The sequence below is a fragment of the Polaribacter sp. M10 genome, from assembly GCF_054968445.1.
Genome location: NZ_JBSSBG010000007.1, coordinates 70158 through 86093 on the forward strand (window position 1 = coordinate 70158; position 15936 = coordinate 86093).

Annotated in this window: 18 protein-coding genes; 1 reads left to right on the top strand and 17 read right to left on the bottom strand. The window is 28.4% G+C overall.

The genetic code is table 11. The annotated features are described in order from the left end of the window. Positions 1–11 precede the first annotated feature (11 nt). The gene (locus ACWYN7_RS08675) at positions 12–752 is read left to right on the top strand and encodes an arylesterase (RefSeq protein ID WP_462859522.1); all 741 of its coding nucleotides are present in this window, start codon (positions 12–14) and stop codon (positions 750–752) included. 1 nt (position 753) lies between these two features. Here the strand turns inward: ACWYN7_RS08675 and ACWYN7_RS08680 are convergent, their stop codons facing one another. The 17 genes from ACWYN7_RS08680 to hemN all read right to left on the bottom strand — a co-directional run bounded on the left by ACWYN7_RS08680 (position 754) and on the right by hemN (position 15895). Further along, positions 754–1344, bottom strand: coding sequence for a ferric reductase (locus tag ACWYN7_RS08680; RefSeq protein WP_462859523.1), 591 nt, complete (start codon positions 1342–1344; stop codon positions 754–756). 19 nt (positions 1345–1363) lie between these two features. Next, on the bottom strand, positions 1364–2215 hold the full coding sequence (locus ACWYN7_RS08685; RefSeq protein WP_462859525.1) for an SDR family oxidoreductase: 852 nt from the start codon (positions 2213–2215) through the stop codon (positions 1364–1366). 5 nt (positions 2216–2220) lie between these two features. Further along, positions 2221–2403 carry a hypothetical protein gene (locus tag ACWYN7_RS08690; protein WP_462859526.1) on the bottom strand — a complete coding sequence of 61 codons (183 nt, stop codon included), beginning with the start codon at positions 2401–2403 and terminating at the stop codon, positions 2221–2223. 20 nt (positions 2404–2423) lie between these two features. Beyond that, positions 2424–2975, bottom strand: coding sequence for an O-methyltransferase (locus tag ACWYN7_RS08695; RefSeq protein ID WP_462859527.1), 552 nt, complete (start codon positions 2973–2975; stop codon positions 2424–2426). Between the two features lie 950 nt (positions 2976–3925). Further along, complete coding sequence (locus ACWYN7_RS08700) at positions 3926–4300, bottom strand: hypothetical protein (protein ID WP_462859528.1); 375 nt, start codon at positions 4298–4300, stop codon at positions 3926–3928. Between the two features lie 110 nt (positions 4301–4410). Next, positions 4411–5124 (bottom strand): LytR/AlgR family response regulator transcription factor, encoded by a 714-nt coding sequence (locus ACWYN7_RS08705; protein WP_462859529.1) that lies wholly within the window; start codon positions 5122–5124, stop codon positions 4411–4413. Between the two features lie 118 nt (positions 5125–5242). Next, positions 5243–6961 (bottom strand): ATP-binding protein, encoded by a 1719-nt coding sequence (locus ACWYN7_RS08710; protein ID WP_462859530.1) that lies wholly within the window; start codon positions 6959–6961, stop codon positions 5243–5245. Continuing rightward, on the bottom strand, positions 6961–7500 hold the full coding sequence (locus ACWYN7_RS08715) for a heme NO-binding domain-containing protein (protein WP_462859531.1): 540 nt from the start codon (positions 7498–7500) through the stop codon (positions 6961–6963). Before ACWYN7_RS08715 ends, ACWYN7_RS08710 begins: the two co-directional genes overlap by 1 nt. Positions 7501–7503: 3 nt before the next feature. Then, a complete protein-coding gene (locus ACWYN7_RS08720; RefSeq protein ID WP_462859532.1) occupies positions 7504–7914 on the bottom strand; it encodes a response regulator in 411 nt (136 codons plus the stop codon). Positions 7915–8039: 125 nt separating this feature from the next. Continuing rightward, entirely contained in the window at positions 8040–8741 is a 702-nt protein-coding gene (locus tag ACWYN7_RS08725; RefSeq protein ID WP_462859533.1) for a sulfite exporter TauE/SafE family protein, read from the bottom strand. Further along, on the bottom strand, positions 8741–9187 hold the full coding sequence (locus ACWYN7_RS08730; protein WP_462859534.1) for a FixH family protein: 447 nt from the start codon (positions 9185–9187) through the stop codon (positions 8741–8743). Before ACWYN7_RS08730 ends, ACWYN7_RS08725 begins: the two co-directional genes overlap by 1 nt. Positions 9188–9296: 109 nt before the next feature. After that, positions 9297–10718: a cytochrome c oxidase accessory protein CcoG gene (ccoG, locus tag ACWYN7_RS08735; RefSeq protein ID WP_462859535.1), complete on the bottom strand. Its 1422-nt coding sequence runs from the start codon at positions 10716–10718 to the stop codon at positions 9297–9299. Between the two features lie 31 nt (positions 10719–10749). After that, positions 10750–11607, bottom strand: a complete 858-nt coding sequence (locus ACWYN7_RS08740) for a cbb3-type cytochrome c oxidase N-terminal domain-containing protein (protein ID WP_462859536.1) — start codon at positions 11605–11607, stop codon at positions 10750–10752. Positions 11608–11619: 12 nt separating this feature from the next. After that, entirely contained in the window at positions 11620–11787 is a 168-nt protein-coding gene (locus tag ACWYN7_RS08745) for a cytochrome C oxidase subunit IV (protein ID WP_068359046.1), read from the bottom strand. 4 nt (positions 11788–11791) lie between these two features. Further along, positions 11792–13987: a cytochrome-c oxidase, cbb3-type subunit I gene (ccoN, locus tag ACWYN7_RS08750; protein WP_462859537.1), complete on the bottom strand. Its 2196-nt coding sequence runs from the start codon at positions 13985–13987 to the stop codon at positions 11792–11794. 29 nt (positions 13988–14016) lie between these two features. Next, complete coding sequence (gene ccoS / locus ACWYN7_RS08755; protein ID WP_462859538.1) at positions 14017–14175, bottom strand: cbb3-type cytochrome oxidase assembly protein CcoS; 159 nt, start codon at positions 14173–14175, stop codon at positions 14017–14019. Between the two features lie 355 nt (positions 14176–14530). After that, on the bottom strand, positions 14531–15895 hold the full coding sequence (gene hemN, locus ACWYN7_RS08760; RefSeq protein WP_462859605.1) for an oxygen-independent coproporphyrinogen III oxidase: 1365 nt from the start codon (positions 15893–15895) through the stop codon (positions 14531–14533). Between the last annotated feature and the right edge of the window lie 41 nt (positions 15896–15936).

A 15936-nucleotide genomic window follows, 5' to 3' on the forward strand; every position in this document is an offset into this window, starting at 1 on the left:
TAAATTAAAATATGTTGAATTTGAAAAATAATCATTTGTTGAAGAATAGCCACAATATAAGCCGAACAATTTTCTTAAAATTCTGTTATTTTTCGTTAGCATTATTGTTGTTTTCTTGTAAATCTGATACTCCAAAATCAGAAAATTCATTAAAAACAATTGAAACTGAAACAAAAACTCCAGTTAATGAAACTACCTCTAAAAGAATTGTTTTTTTTGGTGATAGTTTAACCGCTGGCTATGGTTTAGATGATGTTGAAAATGCTTTTCCTGGATTGATACAACAAAAAATTGATAGTTTAGGCTTGTCTTATACTGTTGTAAACTCTGGGATTAGTGGCGAAACTACCTCTGGAGGAAAAAACAGAATTGATTGGGTTTTGAATCAAAAACCAGATATATTTATTTTAGAATTAGGTGCTAATGATGGTTTAAGAGGTGTAGATTTATCTACCACTAAAAAGAACTTACAGTTTATTATTGATGCTGTAAAAACAAAATATCCTGATACTAAAATTGTTTTAGCAGGTATGCAAATTCCACCAAATATGGGACAAGATTACACTTCTGAATTTAAAAATATCTTTCCTGATTTGGCTAAAAAAAATGATTTAACCTTAATCCCTTTTTTATTAGAAAACGTTGGTGGAATTCCTTCTTTAAATCAATCAGATGGAATTCATCCTACAAAAGAAGGCCATAAAATATTGGCTAAAAATGTTTGGGAGGTTTTATTTCCTATTTTAAAATAAGTTATTTTGTACGTATTTTAAGAAATCTATTTTTAACTATTGGTATTCTAATAATAAAACCTAAACCCACAATTATTGCATAAATTAAATAGGTTTTTTCTAAAATTGCGATGTGCAATAAACTTAAAATTATGGCTAAATAAGCATAAGACTGTAGTTTTTTCCAATTCATTTTCATCTTTTTCATCGATTTTCTATTGGATGTAAAAAACAACGGAATTAAAATTAAAACAGCAATAAAACCAGCAACATAGTTAACTTGTGTAAAAGTTTCTAAAAAACCATCTGCCCAAATAAAGATGATAAAATGTAGAAAACTCCAAACTGCAGTTGCAATTCCCATGGCTTGCCTTACAAACAAATTGTTTACACCAAATAGTATAAAAAACGGAGTACAAGTCAGTACTGCAGTCATCCATCTTATGGCAAATTCACCAGAAATATGATATAACATTTCAATTGCATTTTCTCCTTCTGTACTTGTTATACCATTTACAAGAACTGTATTTAACATGTTAGAAAGGGGGATTAAAGGTAAAATAGCTAAAATGGTGACAATAAGCCATCCATAATTTTTTTTGATGAATTTCATACAATACTGACTTTTTAAATTATGCTTTATTTTTAATTGATTTTATCATTTCTAAAGGAGATTGATGTGGTCTTCCTGCTGCTATTTCAAAATCGGAGGTTACCTCGTAAGCACCTTGCAACATACTTTGATAAATTCCTGCAATTATTGTTCCCATAAAATCGCCTAAAGCTTCTTTTCTTTCTTGTGTATATTCTTCTACAGTTACATTCTGAAAAGATAAATCTGTACCATAAACTGTATTTATAACTGTTGCAAGTTCACTTTGTGTAATGGCATTACCAGCTAAATTATAAACTTGATGATTATGTTTATCTTCAATAAGCATTTTTGCATACGCAAAACCTAATTCAGGTCTGCTTGTGTATCCACATTTTCTTTCGCCAGCACAATTTCTAATTTTTCCCTCTTTTTTATATTGCTCTACATATTCGAGATCTGGTTCAATGTAAATTCCGTTTCTACCAATAACCCACTCTAAACCCGAAGTTTTTACATCTTCTTCTGTTTGTCTGTTGCTATTTACAACCGGACTAAAAGCAGTATCACTTTCTTTACCCAAAATACTGGTGTAAACAATTTTCTTTACACCATTTTGTTTTGCGGCTTCAATTACATTTCTATGTTGCGCTATTCTATTTTCTGGTGCATCATTACCAGAAACTAAAAGTAGTGCATCTACACCTTTTAAAGCCTCATTAAACAATTCTCTACTGTTATAATCTCCTTTTCTTATTTCTATTCCAAGATTTTTAGCTTTTTCAGGAGTTCTTGCAATACCAATTACATTTTCTTTACCAATTTCTGCAATTAGATTATTCGCAATAGCATTACCTAATTGACCTGTTACTGATGTTACAGCTATTTTCATGATTTTTATTTTTGACTGTTTTTTAATGCTTCTAATTCTTTTTCTAATTGTTCTGCTTTGTCTTTAAATTTTTGCATTGCTTTTTTTAATTGCCCTACTTTTTTAAAAACTTCATCATCTTGAACTGCTGTATACGTTACAACTCCGTCTTTATCTTTTATTTTTGATTTGCTGCCACAAGTGGGCAAATTGCTACTTGACTCATTTTTTATTTTTTTAAAGTTATTAATACCACTTTATCATCAAAATTAGATTCAAAATGATATTTATTTGTTTTTGCTATTGTTTTTAGAAAACTCTTAGATTTAGACATATCTGCATTATCTACATAAATGATTGTATTGTTATTAAAATTTGGTGCTAACATTTGAAATAAAGGTAGATATAAATCTTTCCATCCATCTAAAAAAAGAAGATCTATATTTTTATCATATCCTTTTAATGTTTCTATAGCATCACCAATTTTTATGTCTATTAAATCTTGAACACCCGCATTTTTAAAATTCTCTTGTGCTTTTTTTGCTTTAGACTCAATTAATTCTGTGGTTACAATAGCCCCACCTGTTTTTAAAACGCCTTGTGCTAAATAAAGCGTAGAAATTCCAAATGATGTACCAAATTCAACAATGTTTTTTAAATTATTTTCAATAATCAGTTTTTTTAAAGCTTTGCCTTGTTTTTTAGATATTGATAAATACACATTTTTAAAATCGTTAGGTTTTATGGGTCTAAAAATACCTTTTGCAAAACCTTTTGCCATTTTTCAATAATCCTTTTTGGCATCGTTAAAAAGTTCTGTTAAAATATTTTCTATTTGATGTTTTTGAATTTGCTGCATAATTAAAATTTATAAAAAAGAGACATAAAAACTATTTGACATAGCAACTACCCTATCTCTCTTTGCTAATTGTATTGTTTTCTCAGCTATAACACTAGTTACTGCTACATTTGTTTTTACTAAACAACTTATAATAACGAACTACTTTTATTGCTGATTTTAGTTTTATCCTTTTTTAATAATTTTAAGTTTCGTTATTACTACCACAAAGTTAATGAGCTAGTACACTAATTAGATTATCAAAATGATGACGAAAATGGTGAAAGTATAACTAAATTGCTTTTTATTAATACTGTTATCAAATTTTAAGTGGAGTTGTTTTTGTAGATTTTTAAAAACCAATATTATATTTAATTTCTTTTAGAGATGATAAAGTACAAAGCCAATCATCTTTATTTCTGCATGTATAAAATTAGCTATAAAAGATTTAACTATTTTACGTGTTATATTTTTAATAACAATTAATTAAATTCTAAATGGTTTTAAATTCAAGAGATTTTAAATGGTAATTGTATAACCGATTTAAATTTTTACTGTAATACAAAAAATAGGTTTGCTTTAAATAATTACCAATTAAGTACACTATTATTTAGTTTATTTACTATTGTTTGTTTTGCCTATAAACTGATATGTTTTTCCTAAATTATTCTATAAAAAAGAATAGACTAAAGTAAAACTTTAGTCTATCTTAAATAAAATTAGGGACTTTTATTTTAGGGGATTGCTTCTGGGGAATTTATCAGACGATATATTTTAAATTGATATTACATTTTTTAAAAACTTATTTGCATTATCGCTAATAATCTATATTTAAATACCAACATAGTTTATAAACACACAAACCGAAATTTTGTGATTAGACCTAAACCACTTTAGGTTTTATAATCATCGGTTTTGCCTAAAAAGTTGAACTTTTTAATTTTTAGTAAATCGATATTTTTTGGTAACATTATTGATGTATGCTTAGCGCATACTATTGAATTATTTATTGTTTTATTTTTGTTTGTAAAAGAAAAATTGAAAGAAGGTGATTGTATATTGTAAACGCTAAATACTAAATTGGTATTTACTATTTGTGGTAATGAATAAGAAGGCATTTCTGCTGTTATTTCAGTAAAAATCTTACTTGTATTGGGTTTTATATCTATAAAATTTTTAACTTTATTATATTCTTCTAAATATTTAAAACATTTTGCCTGTAAAGTAGTAATGGCTAATAAAGCAATAATAGCTATTGTTTTTTTCATGATCTTTTTAATAACACCACGAAAATAATCGCTATTTGAAGGTTAACTATAAATTTTCGTCCTTAACATTTTAACTATAGATAAATAGAAATTAAGTTTAGACGAACAATCTAAAGCAAGTTTAAACGTTTCATTAATTCTGGTCTTTTAGACCTACTGATAGGAATTACATCTTTTTTTATTAAAACACTATTGTCTTCAATATCTATAATTTTTTTAATATTAATTATATAAGAACGATGTACTTTTAAGAATAACGATTCTGGTAATTTCTCTTCGATTTTTTTTAATGTAGAATGTACTGTATAGTTTTTATCATCTGTTTTAATCAGTATATAATCTCCTTTTGCTTCTACTAAATAAATTGATGGTAAATCTATTTTTATAAGACGCCTATTGATATTTACATAAAAATCGTTAGAAATATCTTTGGTTTCTGAACTTGAACTTAAATTTGTAGAAATAGGTGTTATTCTTTTCTTTTCTGCTTTTAAAATAGCTTTTTCAAAACGAGATTGTTCAACTGGCTTTAAAAGATAATCTACAATAAAATCGTACTCAAAAGCTTGTAAAGCAAAATTAGGATCTGAAGTAGTTAAAATAATTTTAGGCGGATTTTTTAAAGATTTTATAAAATCTAATCCACTAAAATCTGGCATATGAATATCTAAAAAAATTAGATCTATTGCGTTTTCATTTAAAAATTTTATGGCTTGTATTGCATTCGAAAAATCATCAACAATTTCTAAATTTTTAAATTCCTTACAAAGTGCTTTAATAATTTCTCTTGCAAGTTTTTCATCATCAACTATAATACATTTCATAAAATATAATTTTTGTACTAAAATTATAAATTTTTAATGATTAATACTATTTTTTTAAACAAATAATATTTTTTTTAATGTAGTTGACTTTAAGACATTTAGAAACTAGAACTTAATTTTAAGTTTTTTTTATGGTAAAATGGAAGGTTGTGCCTTTATTAATTTCAGATTCTACCCAAATTTCTCCTTTATAAATGTCTATAATTTTTTTAACGATAGAAAGGCCTATTCCTGTAGAATCTTCAGAAACTTTTAACGATTGAAATATCTTAAATATTTTTTCGAAATGTCTTTTTTCGATACCAATTCCGTTATCGATTACAGAAAATTTATAAAACTTATCTTGTTCTTCAAAATCTATATTTATAACAGAGTTAGGTTTGTTACTAAACTTAATAGCATTACCAATTAAGTTTTGAAACAATTGTTCAAACTTAGTGCTATCTCCTTTTACAACTGGTAATTTATTTAAAATGTTGATGTTAATATTTTCTGGCACATACATAATATGCACTAATTTTTTAACCAAATCATCTAAATCTATTTCTAAATTATCTTTAGAACTTGAGTTTATGCTAGAAAATTTTAGAATATCTGTAATTAGATTTTCCATTTTTTCTAGGGTTAAATCTATATCATTAAAATATTGAAGACTGTTTTCATCAAATTTATCTTCATTATCCATTCTAATCCAAGTAGATAAAGCAGAAATACTTCTTAATGGTGATTTTAAATCGTGTGAAACAATGTGTGCATATTCTTTAAGTTCTTCATTACTTCTTCTTAATTCTGCTACTAATTCTTTATTTTGTTGCTCTACTTTAATTCGTTCTCTTAAATCTATTGCACTTTTAAGTTGTAGAGACACAATATTGGCAATATTTTCTATTGTTTTTTTATGTTCTTGGGTAAAGTAATTTTTATCTTTATGCTCTGCATCTATAACTCCAATAACTTCACCTTCGTTAATGATGGGAACCGTTATTTCTGAATAGCGGACTACATTTTCTGAAATATATCTTTTATCTTTAGATGTATCAGCAATAATTTCTGAAATACCTGTTACTGCAACAGTACCTGTTATACCTTTGCCAATTGGTATAATTCTTTTTTCTGATTCATTGTTTAGGTTTAATTTTTCTCCAAAAGCAGCAATTTGTTCTAAAGTATTATTTTCTTTATTAATAATATAAAGAACGCAGTCTTTATTCCCTAAATAATTGGCAATATTGCTCGATATTTCTCTAGCAATTTCACTAATATCTTCTTTACCTAAAACAGATTTGGCAGTATTATTAACCAGATCTAGTGTTAATTGTTCCTCTCTTTGTTTTGTAATATCTCTAACAATCCCCTGAGCTGCAATGGGTATATTTTGTTTGTCATAAATAATACTTGCATTGATATTTACCCATTTAATTTCATTTTTGCTAGATACAATTCTTGCTATAAAATTAGAATATTTTCCTTTTTTCAGCAATTTAAAAAAAGTATTTAGCGCATATTCATAATCTTCTTTATAAATTAAATCGAGAACATTCAACTCTATTTTATTAGGGTCAAAATCAAAGAGTTTTTCGGCAACATCGTTCATTTTAAGAATATTACCTTTAATACCAATTACCAAATAGGCATCATTTATATTTTCGAAAACACCTTTAAGTTCTGAATTTTTTTCGTCTATTAAACGCTCTAACTTTTCGTTTACTTCTTTAAGTTTTTGAGAAGTGTTGTAAAGTGTTAAAGATTTTTCTTCAAGAATTTTTTCTGCTTGTTTTCTAGCGATTTTTTGTCTTTGTAGCGCTCTTTCTAATATGTCAATTTTCTCTTGACTCATTAATTTTTAGTAATAAGAAAACGTACTTCTGTTCCATCTTCCTTAATTTTTTCTAAAACTATTTCTGCAGTACTGTTAAAATGTTCGAAAGTTTTTTTCATTAAACCTAGACCAAAATGGTGCATTGCTCTATGAGATTTATAAATTAATGTTAATGTGTTTTCCGTTTTTTCTTCTAAAATAAATACAGGTAATTCTGCATCTGGATAAATTTTTCTAACTTCTATGTGAATATGATTTTCGATAGAAGAAATCATTTCTATAGGATCTTTATAAGTTGCTAAAAGACCGGGATAACTTGTTTCTATGACACCAAAAAAATGTTCTCCATAAACCAATAACAAATTATCTATAGAAATACCGGTATTAGCACTTAAATGTTGCAGTAATTGTAACATTTCTGAAAAACTGTAGGTACCTATTGATGTATAAATTCCATTAGATTCTAATTCTGAAGCAGAAATAATTTTATCAACCATTTCTAAACCAAATTTCTCTTCTACTAATTCTAAAAATTCTGTAAAAACAATACCTTTCATACCTTATAATTTTAAAAATTCATTGAAATTCCAATAGTTCATTATTGCTTGTATTTTTAGTTCATAATCCTGCATTTTTAAAGGCTTTAAAATATAGCCAGCTATACCAAGGGCATAACAATCTGAAATATCTACATTATTGCTAGATGTTGTTAAAATAATTACAGGTATATGTTTTAAATCTTCTTTTTGTTTTATGATTGTTAAAAACTCTTTACCATTCATATCAGGCATATTTAAATCTAATAAAATTAAATCTGGCACATCTAATTTTATAGAAGCTAAAGCCTCTCTACCATTCTCTGCGATAGTTAAAGCATAGTTTTGAAGTTCTTTAGAAATAGATCTTTTTAGTTTAATTATTTCTATTTTATTATCTTCAACTAATAAGATTTTTAATACACTTTTATGCATTTTAGGTTTATTTAACAAAGCGAAAATAGGCTATTTTTTTTTTGTAAAAAATTTTCATCAGTTGAAGACTAAACTAGTATCGACTAAAATGAATTTAGTATCGACAAGTAAATTCTAAAAATATCCTAATGACATTTTATAAAAGTCTGGTCAGAAATTTCCACAACTGGCGCTGGAGATATATAAGGAATGCCTAAACCTAGACCTCTAAGGATAAAAAAAACGCCAATAAATATAACCAAAATTGGTATTACTTTTTGAATTTTGTTTCTAAAACTACCTTTTGTAAAATTACCAAGGTATACAAAGGCAGTCATTAAAGGTATGGTGCCTAAGCCAAATAAAAACATATACAAGCTTCCTAAAAAAGCATTAGATGTAGCTATAGCTCCTAAAAGTGCCATATATACTAAACCACAAGGCAAAAATCCGTTTAAGAAACCGATGGTAAAAAAAGTATCATTACCTTTCTTTTTTAATTCTTTACCTAAGGCATTTTTTATTTTTAAAATAATGGTGCTTATTTTTTTTGATACAGAAAGTTTATGTGAAATTTTAGGAAAAATGATAGTAAGTATCATTAAAACTCCAATAATTATTGATATTTGCTGTTGAAATCCGAATAAATAAAACCCTTTACCTAAAAACCCAAACAACAAACCTATTAAGCTGTAAGTAAACAATCTACCTAGGTGATAACTTACTATTTGAAAAAAACCTTTTACCGGTTTTTGTCTATCTACAGGTAACATAAAGGCTATTGGTCCGCACATGCCTATGCAGTGAAAACTACCCAATAAACCAAATATGATTGCAGATAAAAGCATTAATAAACAATTTCTTTTTTTAGTAAATAATCCTTATTTTTATAGTTCCATTGAATTTTAATGTTCCAACGACCATCTAATAAACGTTGTTCAGGCACGAGCAAATATGTTTTAGAAATTGAAATAGGCATTTCAAAATCTAATTGTTTATTAGATGGTCTGTATAGGAACACTTTTCCTGTTAGTTCTTTTGGTTGATAATCTGCTGGAAATTCAATTCTTAATCCCTTGGCATCTCTCTGTACTTTTATTTTTTCTTCTAAATTAATAGCATTTTGTGATGCATCAATTTCTTGTTGATAATTTAATTCTGCTTGGTAATATTTATCCGTAACTAAATCGTGGCTATAAGCATGATCTGTACTCATTGTAATTACGAAATACATGATAAAAGCAATAAATGCAATAATGGTAATTACGATTCCTGTTCCCCAATTAAATTTCATAATTTCTTGTTTTTTGAAATTTCTACTTTCGTCGAAATAACTTTGTTTATTTTCTTATTTATTTTTAGTGATAAGAATCCTTATTACCTTTATAATAACTTATAATTATTTATCTATAACTCCTTGGGCCTAAGAAATTTGTTTTTGTAGTTTCAATTAATTTATCGCCACTAAAAACACCAATTTCTATATCAATATTATCATCCTTTAAAACAGCAGCATTCAGCTCAATAAACAATGTACCTTCTGCTAAACCTTGTTTTGGCACTACAAAACTATGATTAGAAACCAATTTAATAACCCCTTTATGAGATAGAATTTTATAATTTACATCTTCTATATCTTTGGTAGTTTTATTAATTACTTTATAAGTGTAAACATTACTGATAACGTTATTTTCTTTGTGCTCGTATAATTGACCTGGTAATCTTAAAATGGTAGCTTCTACATTATTTCTTAAAAATAACATCCCAACTAAAACACCTATTAAAATTAACAATACTGCAGTATATCCTTTCATTCTTGCACTAAAATGGAAAGGTTTTTTCTCAGCAATATTTTCTTCGCTAGCATATCTTATTAAACCTTTTGGTAAGTTTACACTTTCCATAATATGATCGCATTCGTCTATACATGCTGTACAATTTACACACTCTAATTGCGTTCCATTTCTAATATCTATGTTTGTTGGGCAAACTACTACACATTGTTTACAATCAATACAATCTCCTTTTCCTAAAGCTTCTCTGTCTTCGTTTTTCTTAAATTTAGAACGTCCTAATTCTCTTTCTCCACGTTTATAATCGTAAGCAACATTAATGGTTTTATTATCTAATAGAACTCCTTGTAATCTGCCATAAGGACAAGCAATAATACATACTTGCTCTCTAAACCATGCAAAAATAAAATAGAAAACCCCTGTAAAAATTAATAATGAAATTAAGGTTCTAATATTATCTAAAGGATTGCCTGTGATGTAGCTAATTACTGTATCTCCACCAATTAAATACGCTAAAAATACATTTGCAATTAAAAAAGAAATTAGAAAAAAGATGAACCATTTTAGCAATCTTTTTCTAATTTTTTCGGCATTCCAGGGTTGTTTTTCTAAACGAATTTGTTTTCCTCTATCACCATCAATCCAATATTCTATTTTTCTAAAAACCATTTCCATAAAAATGGTTTGTGGGCAAATCCATCCGCAGAATAATCTACCAAAAACTACTGTAAATAGAATTACAAATACAACTCCAGTAATCATTGATATTACCAAAAGATGAAAATCTTGTGGCCAAAATGGAAATCCGAAGATATTAAAACGACGTTCTAAAACATTAAATAGTAAAAACTGGTTTCCATTTATTTTTATAAATGGTGATGTTAATAAAATAGCAAGTAACAAGTAACTAACGTAACTTCTGTACTTGTAAAACTTACCACTTGGCTTTTTTGGAAATACCCAAGAACGTTTACCATCTTCGTTTATAGTACCAATACTATCTCTAAATTGTTCGTTCTTGGGAGCTTCCATTCTATATAATTATTACTCTTGGTTACTTATTTTATTCTTCTACCCAAATTTCACCTTGTGGTGCTTTAGGTTTTGCTGGTGTTGTGCCTTGTAAAGAGATTACGTAGCTTGCCACTTTAGCAATATCTTCTGCTTTAATTGTTTTGTTCCAAGCAATCATACCTTTACCATCTCTACCACCTTCAGAAATTGTATTAAAAACATTTTTAATTCCACCTCCTAAAATCCAGTATTCATCTGTAAGATTAGGTCCAATAGAACCACCACCATCTGATAAGTGACAAGATGCACAGTTTAAATTAAATACGGCTTTACCTCTTTTTAAATCTTTTTCGTCTGTTAAAAGAGCTAGGTTAGCTACATCAAAAACATCTGGAGATGTTGCTTTGTATTTATTGATTTCCATTCTTGCTTCTGCCATTGCTTTTTGATATTCCATTTCTGGTGTATCTCCGCCCATAATATGGAAACGAACTAAATACACTACTGCAAATAAAATAGTTGCGTAGAACATGTATACCCACCAAGGTGGAAGTGAATTGTCTAATTCTTTAATGCCATCGTAATTATGATCTAATATAATTTCTTCTTCCTTTTCAATGGCTTTGGCTTTGGTCCAAGATTTTAAAATCTTTTTTATCCAAAGATTTGGTTCTTCTGCTACTATACCATCTTTTTCATTTTGCAACTCTTTAGCTTTAGTAATGGCTAAAACACTAACGTATTCTTTTAAAACCAATACCAAAATAAAACCAATTAGAGCAATCCAAACCAATGGGTTTTCGTAAAAACTTAGTGGATTTTGATAGGCTTTAAATGCATATACCAATGCAAAAAAGGTTACTAAAACGAATAGTATATATACTGTTGATTGAATCTTTTTTTTCATTTCTTTTGATTTTTAGTGATCTAAAGGAATATTACTAACCTTATTGATATATTCTTTTTTTGCGGTAAACACCCACCAAAATAAGGCTACAAAAAAAGTAAAGAAGATAATTAATGATATTAGAGGATATATTTCTATACCAGTAATACTTTCCATATGGTTTTTTACAAATTTTAGCATGATCTTATTTTTTAGAAATTTGTTGTTCTTCTTTCACTTTTATATCTGTACCTAATCTTTGTAAATAAGCAATAAGTGCTACAATTTCTCTATCTTTCATTTCTACAAAGTCTTGTCCGTTTTCTTTAGCATACTTTTTGTCTGCTTCATAGTTCTTGGCAAAATCAGGATCTTGATATAAACTTTCCTCGATTTTCTTTCCTTGAGCATCCATAGCTTGTTGTGCATTAGCTATTTCTTCTTCAGAATATGGAACTCCTAAACTAACCATGGCTTCCATTTTACTTTCTGTATCAGATTTATCTAACTTATCTCTAACTAACCATTTATAAGAAGGCATTATAGATCCAGGAGATGTACTTTGCGGATCGTACATGTGGTTCAAGTGCCAACTATCGTTGTATTTTTGACCAACTCTATGTAAATCTGGCCCAGTACGCTTACTTCCCCATAAAAATGGATGATCGTAAACATATTCACCTGCTTTAGAATATTCTCCATAACGTTCTACTTCACTTCTAAAGGGACGAATCATTTGAGAATGACAACCAACACAACCTTCTCTTATGTATAAATCACGCCCTTCTAACTCTAAAGGTGTATAAGGTTTTACACTACTAATGGTAGGTATATTAGACTCTACTAATAAAGTTGGAATAATCTGTACAATACCACCTATTAAAATAGCAACAGTTGCATAAATAGTTAGTTTTATTGGTTTTCTTTCTAACCAAGTGTGGTAACCTTCTCCTTTAGTTCTGTATTTAGAAACTTTTGTTAAAGCTGCAGCTTCTGCTAATTCATCTTCTACTCCACTACCTTGTTTTACTGTTCTTACTACATTGTAAAGCATCACGAAGGCACCAATAATAAACATAGAACCACCAATTGCACGCATCCAATACATAGGTATAATTTCGTTAACAGTTTCTAAGAAATTACCATAAGTTAAAGATCCATCTGGGTTAAATTGTTTCCACATAGAGGCTTGTACAAAACCAGCTACATACATTGGTAAGGCATATAAAATGATTCCTAGAGTTCCTATCCAAAAATGGAAATTTGCAAGTTTGGTAGAAAATAATGTTGTTTTAAACATTCTTGGTATTAACCAATACAACATCCCAAAAGTTAAGAAACCATTCCAAGCTAATGCACCAACATGAACGTGAGCAATAATCCAATCTGAAAAGTGAGCAATTGCGTTTACATTTTTAAGTGATAACATTGGCCCTTCGAAAGTAGCCATACCATAACCTGTAATGGCAACTACCATAAATTTTAAAACAGGATCTGTTCTAACTTTATCCCAAGCACCTCTTAAAGTTAACAAACCGTTTATCATACCACCCCAAGAAGGTGCAATTAACATTACTGAAAATGCAACCCCTAAGTTTTGCGCCCAGTTAGGTAAAGCTGTGTATAATAAGTGATGCGGACCTGCCCAGATATAAATGAATATCAAAGACCAAAAGTGTACAATTGATAACCTGTATGAATACACTGGTCTATTTGCTGCTTTTGGCACAAAATAATACATTAAACCTAAAAACGGAGTGGTTAAGAAAAATGCAACAGCATTATGACCATACCACCACTGTACTAAAGCATCTTGAACACCTGCATAAACTGAATAACTTTTTAAGAAACTTACAGGTAATTCTAAACTATTAAAAATATGTAATACAGCAACTGTTACAAAAGTTCCTAAATAAAACCAAATAGCAACATATAAATGACGTTGTCTTCTTTGTAGAATTGTCCATATCATATTTACACCAAAGGCTACCCAAACTAAGGCTATTGCTATATCTATTGGCCATTCTAACTCTGCATATTCTTTAGAAGTTGTGTAACCTAAAGGTAATGTAATGGCTGCAGCAACAATAATAGCTTGCCATCCCCAGAAATTAAAATTGCTTAAAAAATTACTTGCCATCCTAGCCTTTAATAATCTTTGTAGCGAATAATAAACTCCTGCAAATATTGCATTACCAACAAAAGCAAAAATTACAGCATTAGTATGCAAGGGTCTTAAACGACCAAAGCTTAACCAAGATATTCCTTCTGTTAAATTTGGGAATAAAAACATAAAGGCCAATAGTAAACCTACACTAAAACCAACTATTCCCCATAGAAGTGTAGCGTAAATAAACTTTTTGACGATTTTGTTGTCATAATAGAATTGTTGCATTTCCATAAAATGTTCTTTAAAAGTCTGATTAATTTTTATTGTTTTTCTTTTACGATTTCATCATCAAACAACATTCTTACAGAAGGCGTGTATGCATCATCATACTGCCCTTTTTTTACTGAATAAATAAATGCGATAAAGAATACAATTGCCACTAAAATACTTAGTGTTAGTAGTAGGTATATTACGCTCATATCTTGCCTGATAATTATAAAACAAAAATAGTTTTGTCGATTATTTTAAAATATGACTTTTATCATATTCTTAAAATTTTATCAAAAAAAAACATCATACCAATTGGTATGATGTTTTTTTGTTTTAAGAATTACACTAATTCTAGACTAGCTTTTTGCTACTCTAAATCGCTTGAAAAATAAAAGTGACGCTAAGAATAAAAATGGCAACTTTTAACAGTGCACCTGATAATTTTCGAAGTAAAATTAAAGTTTTTAGGTAATCTAAGTTTGTACTTTTCATATAGGGGGAATTTTAAAGTTGTTATAAATATAGAAAATTAAAACTTTGTACCAAAAAAAATACTCAAATATTTTAAATTGTCATTGAAAATAACTTTCCCTTAACCTTTTGTTTAAATAGCTTTTTGTCGAATGCCATACAAATATTTCTTACAAAAGGTCTAGCCTCTATTGGCACAGTTAAAGAATTATCATTTATAATTACCAAACCATCTTTTTCTAAAGGTGCTAATAAATCTAAATGCTCTTGTATGTTTTCTATTTTGGTTGATGGATCTTCCCAAGATGTATAAAAATTACACATAATATTTAAAATGTGCTTTCTAATAATTTTATCTTCAGAAGATAAGATATGACCTCTAAAAACTGGAATCTCTCCTGCATTTATAATTTCTTGATATTCTTTAACGGTTTTAACATTTTGTGCAAATCCATACCAAGAATCTGAAATGGCAGACATCCCTAAACCAATCATTAATTGGGTTTTATTAGAGGTATAGCCCATAAAATTTCGATGCAACGTTTTGTTAATAGTTGCTTTGTATAAACTATCTGTTTTTAAAGCAAAATGATCCATACCAATTTCTTCGTAACCCAATTCTGTAAAAAGTTGTTTGCCAATTTCGTACAATTCTCGTTTTTCATCGTCTTTAGGTAAATCATTTTTGTTAAAACCTCTTTGCCCTACTCCTTTTACCCAAGGTACGTGTGCATAACTGTAAAAAGAAATTCGATCGGGTTGTAATTCCTTAGTTTTATTAATGGTATGTATTACATTTTCTTTGGTTTGATGTGGTAATCCAAAAATTAAATCGTGACTTACAGAAGTATAACCAATTTCTCTAGCCCAGTTGGTAACTTGTGCTACAGCTTTAAATGATTGAATTCTATGAATTGCCTTTTGTACTTTATCATTATAATCTTGTACACCAAAACTAACTCTTGTAAAACCACAATGGAATAAGGTTTTTAATTGCGCCTTGGTCGTGTTGTTTGGATGCCCTTCGAAACTAAATTCTGCTTCTTTATGTTTTATTGAATTCGCAAAAATTCCGTCTAATAAATACTCTAAATTCTCTTTAGAAAAAAAAGTTGGAGTTCCTCCTCCTAAATGTAACTCTTTTATAATTGGTACTTCGTCTAATAAATCGACATATAATTGCCATTCTTTTAACACCGCATTTATATAATCTTCTTCTACTTCGTGTCTTTTTGTGATGTGTTTATGACAAGCACAAAATGTACATAAACTTTCGCAAAAAGGCAGGTGAATGTACACACTAATACCTTCTTTTAAGTTACTTTCTTTAAACGATTTTTGAAAACTATGAATCCAATTTTGTTTTGTAAAAGTAGCATCATCCCAAAAAGGAACTGTAGGATAACTTGTATATCTTGGCCCTGGAATGTTATATTTTTGAATAAGTGATGTTTTCATATGTTCTTGATACAATTTTTTCATTTCTAATTAAAATCACA

Bases quoted from the DNA above. Each gene is read 5' to 3' on its own strand.
- ACWYN7_RS08675 (WP_462859522.1), top strand. From the start codon at position 12: ATGTTGAATTTGAAAAATAATCATTTGTTGAAGAATAGCCACAATATA.
- ACWYN7_RS08680 (WP_462859523.1), bottom strand. From the start codon at position 1,344: ATGAAATTCATCAAAAAAAATTATGGATGGCTTATTGTCACCATTTTA.
- ACWYN7_RS08685 (WP_462859525.1), bottom strand. From the start codon at position 2,215: ATGAAAATAGCTGTAACATCAGTAACAGGTCAATTAGGTAATGCTATT.
- ACWYN7_RS08695 (WP_462859527.1), bottom strand. From the start codon at position 2,975: ATGGCAAAAGGTTTTGCAAAAGGTATTTTTAGACCCATAAAACCTAAC.
- ACWYN7_RS08700 (WP_462859528.1), bottom strand. From the start codon at position 4,300: ATGAAAAAAACAATAGCTATTATTGCTTTATTAGCCATTACTACTTTA.
- ACWYN7_RS08705 (WP_462859529.1), bottom strand. From the start codon at position 5,124: ATGAAATGTATTATAGTTGATGATGAAAAACTTGCAAGAGAAATTATT.
- ACWYN7_RS08710 (WP_462859530.1), bottom strand. From the start codon at position 6,961: ATGAGTCAAGAGAAAATTGACATATTAGAAAGAGCGCTACAAAGACAA.
- ACWYN7_RS08715 (WP_462859531.1), bottom strand. From the start codon at position 7,500: ATGAAAGGTATTGTTTTTACAGAATTTTTAGAATTAGTAGAAGAGAAA.
- ACWYN7_RS08720 (WP_462859532.1), bottom strand. From the start codon at position 7,914: ATGCATAAAAGTGTATTAAAAATCTTATTAGTTGAAGATAATAAAATA.
- ACWYN7_RS08725 (WP_462859533.1), bottom strand. From the start codon at position 8,741: ATGCTTTTATCTGCAATCATATTTGGTTTATTGGGTAGTTTTCACTGC.
- ACWYN7_RS08730 (WP_462859534.1), bottom strand. From the start codon at position 9,187: ATGAAATTTAATTGGGGAACAGGAATCGTAATTACCATTATTGCATTT.
- ccoG (WP_462859535.1), bottom strand. From the start codon at position 10,718: ATGGAAGCTCCCAAGAACGAACAATTTAGAGATAGTATTGGTACTATA.
- ACWYN7_RS08740 (WP_462859536.1), bottom strand. From the start codon at position 11,607: ATGAAAAAAAAGATTCAATCAACAGTATATATACTATTCGTTTTAGTA.
- ACWYN7_RS08745 (WP_068359046.1), bottom strand. From the start codon at position 11,787: ATGCTAAAATTTGTAAAAAACCATATGGAAAGTATTACTGGTATAGAA.
- ccoN (WP_462859537.1), bottom strand. From the start codon at position 13,987: ATGGAAATGCAACAATTCTATTATGACAACAAAATCGTCAAAAAGTTT.
- ccoS (WP_462859538.1), bottom strand. From the start codon at position 14,175: ATGAGCGTAATATACCTACTACTAACACTAAGTATTTTAGTGGCAATT.
- hemN (WP_462859605.1), bottom strand. From the start codon at position 15,895: ATGAAAACATCACTTATTCAAAAATATAACATTCCAGGGCCAAGATAT.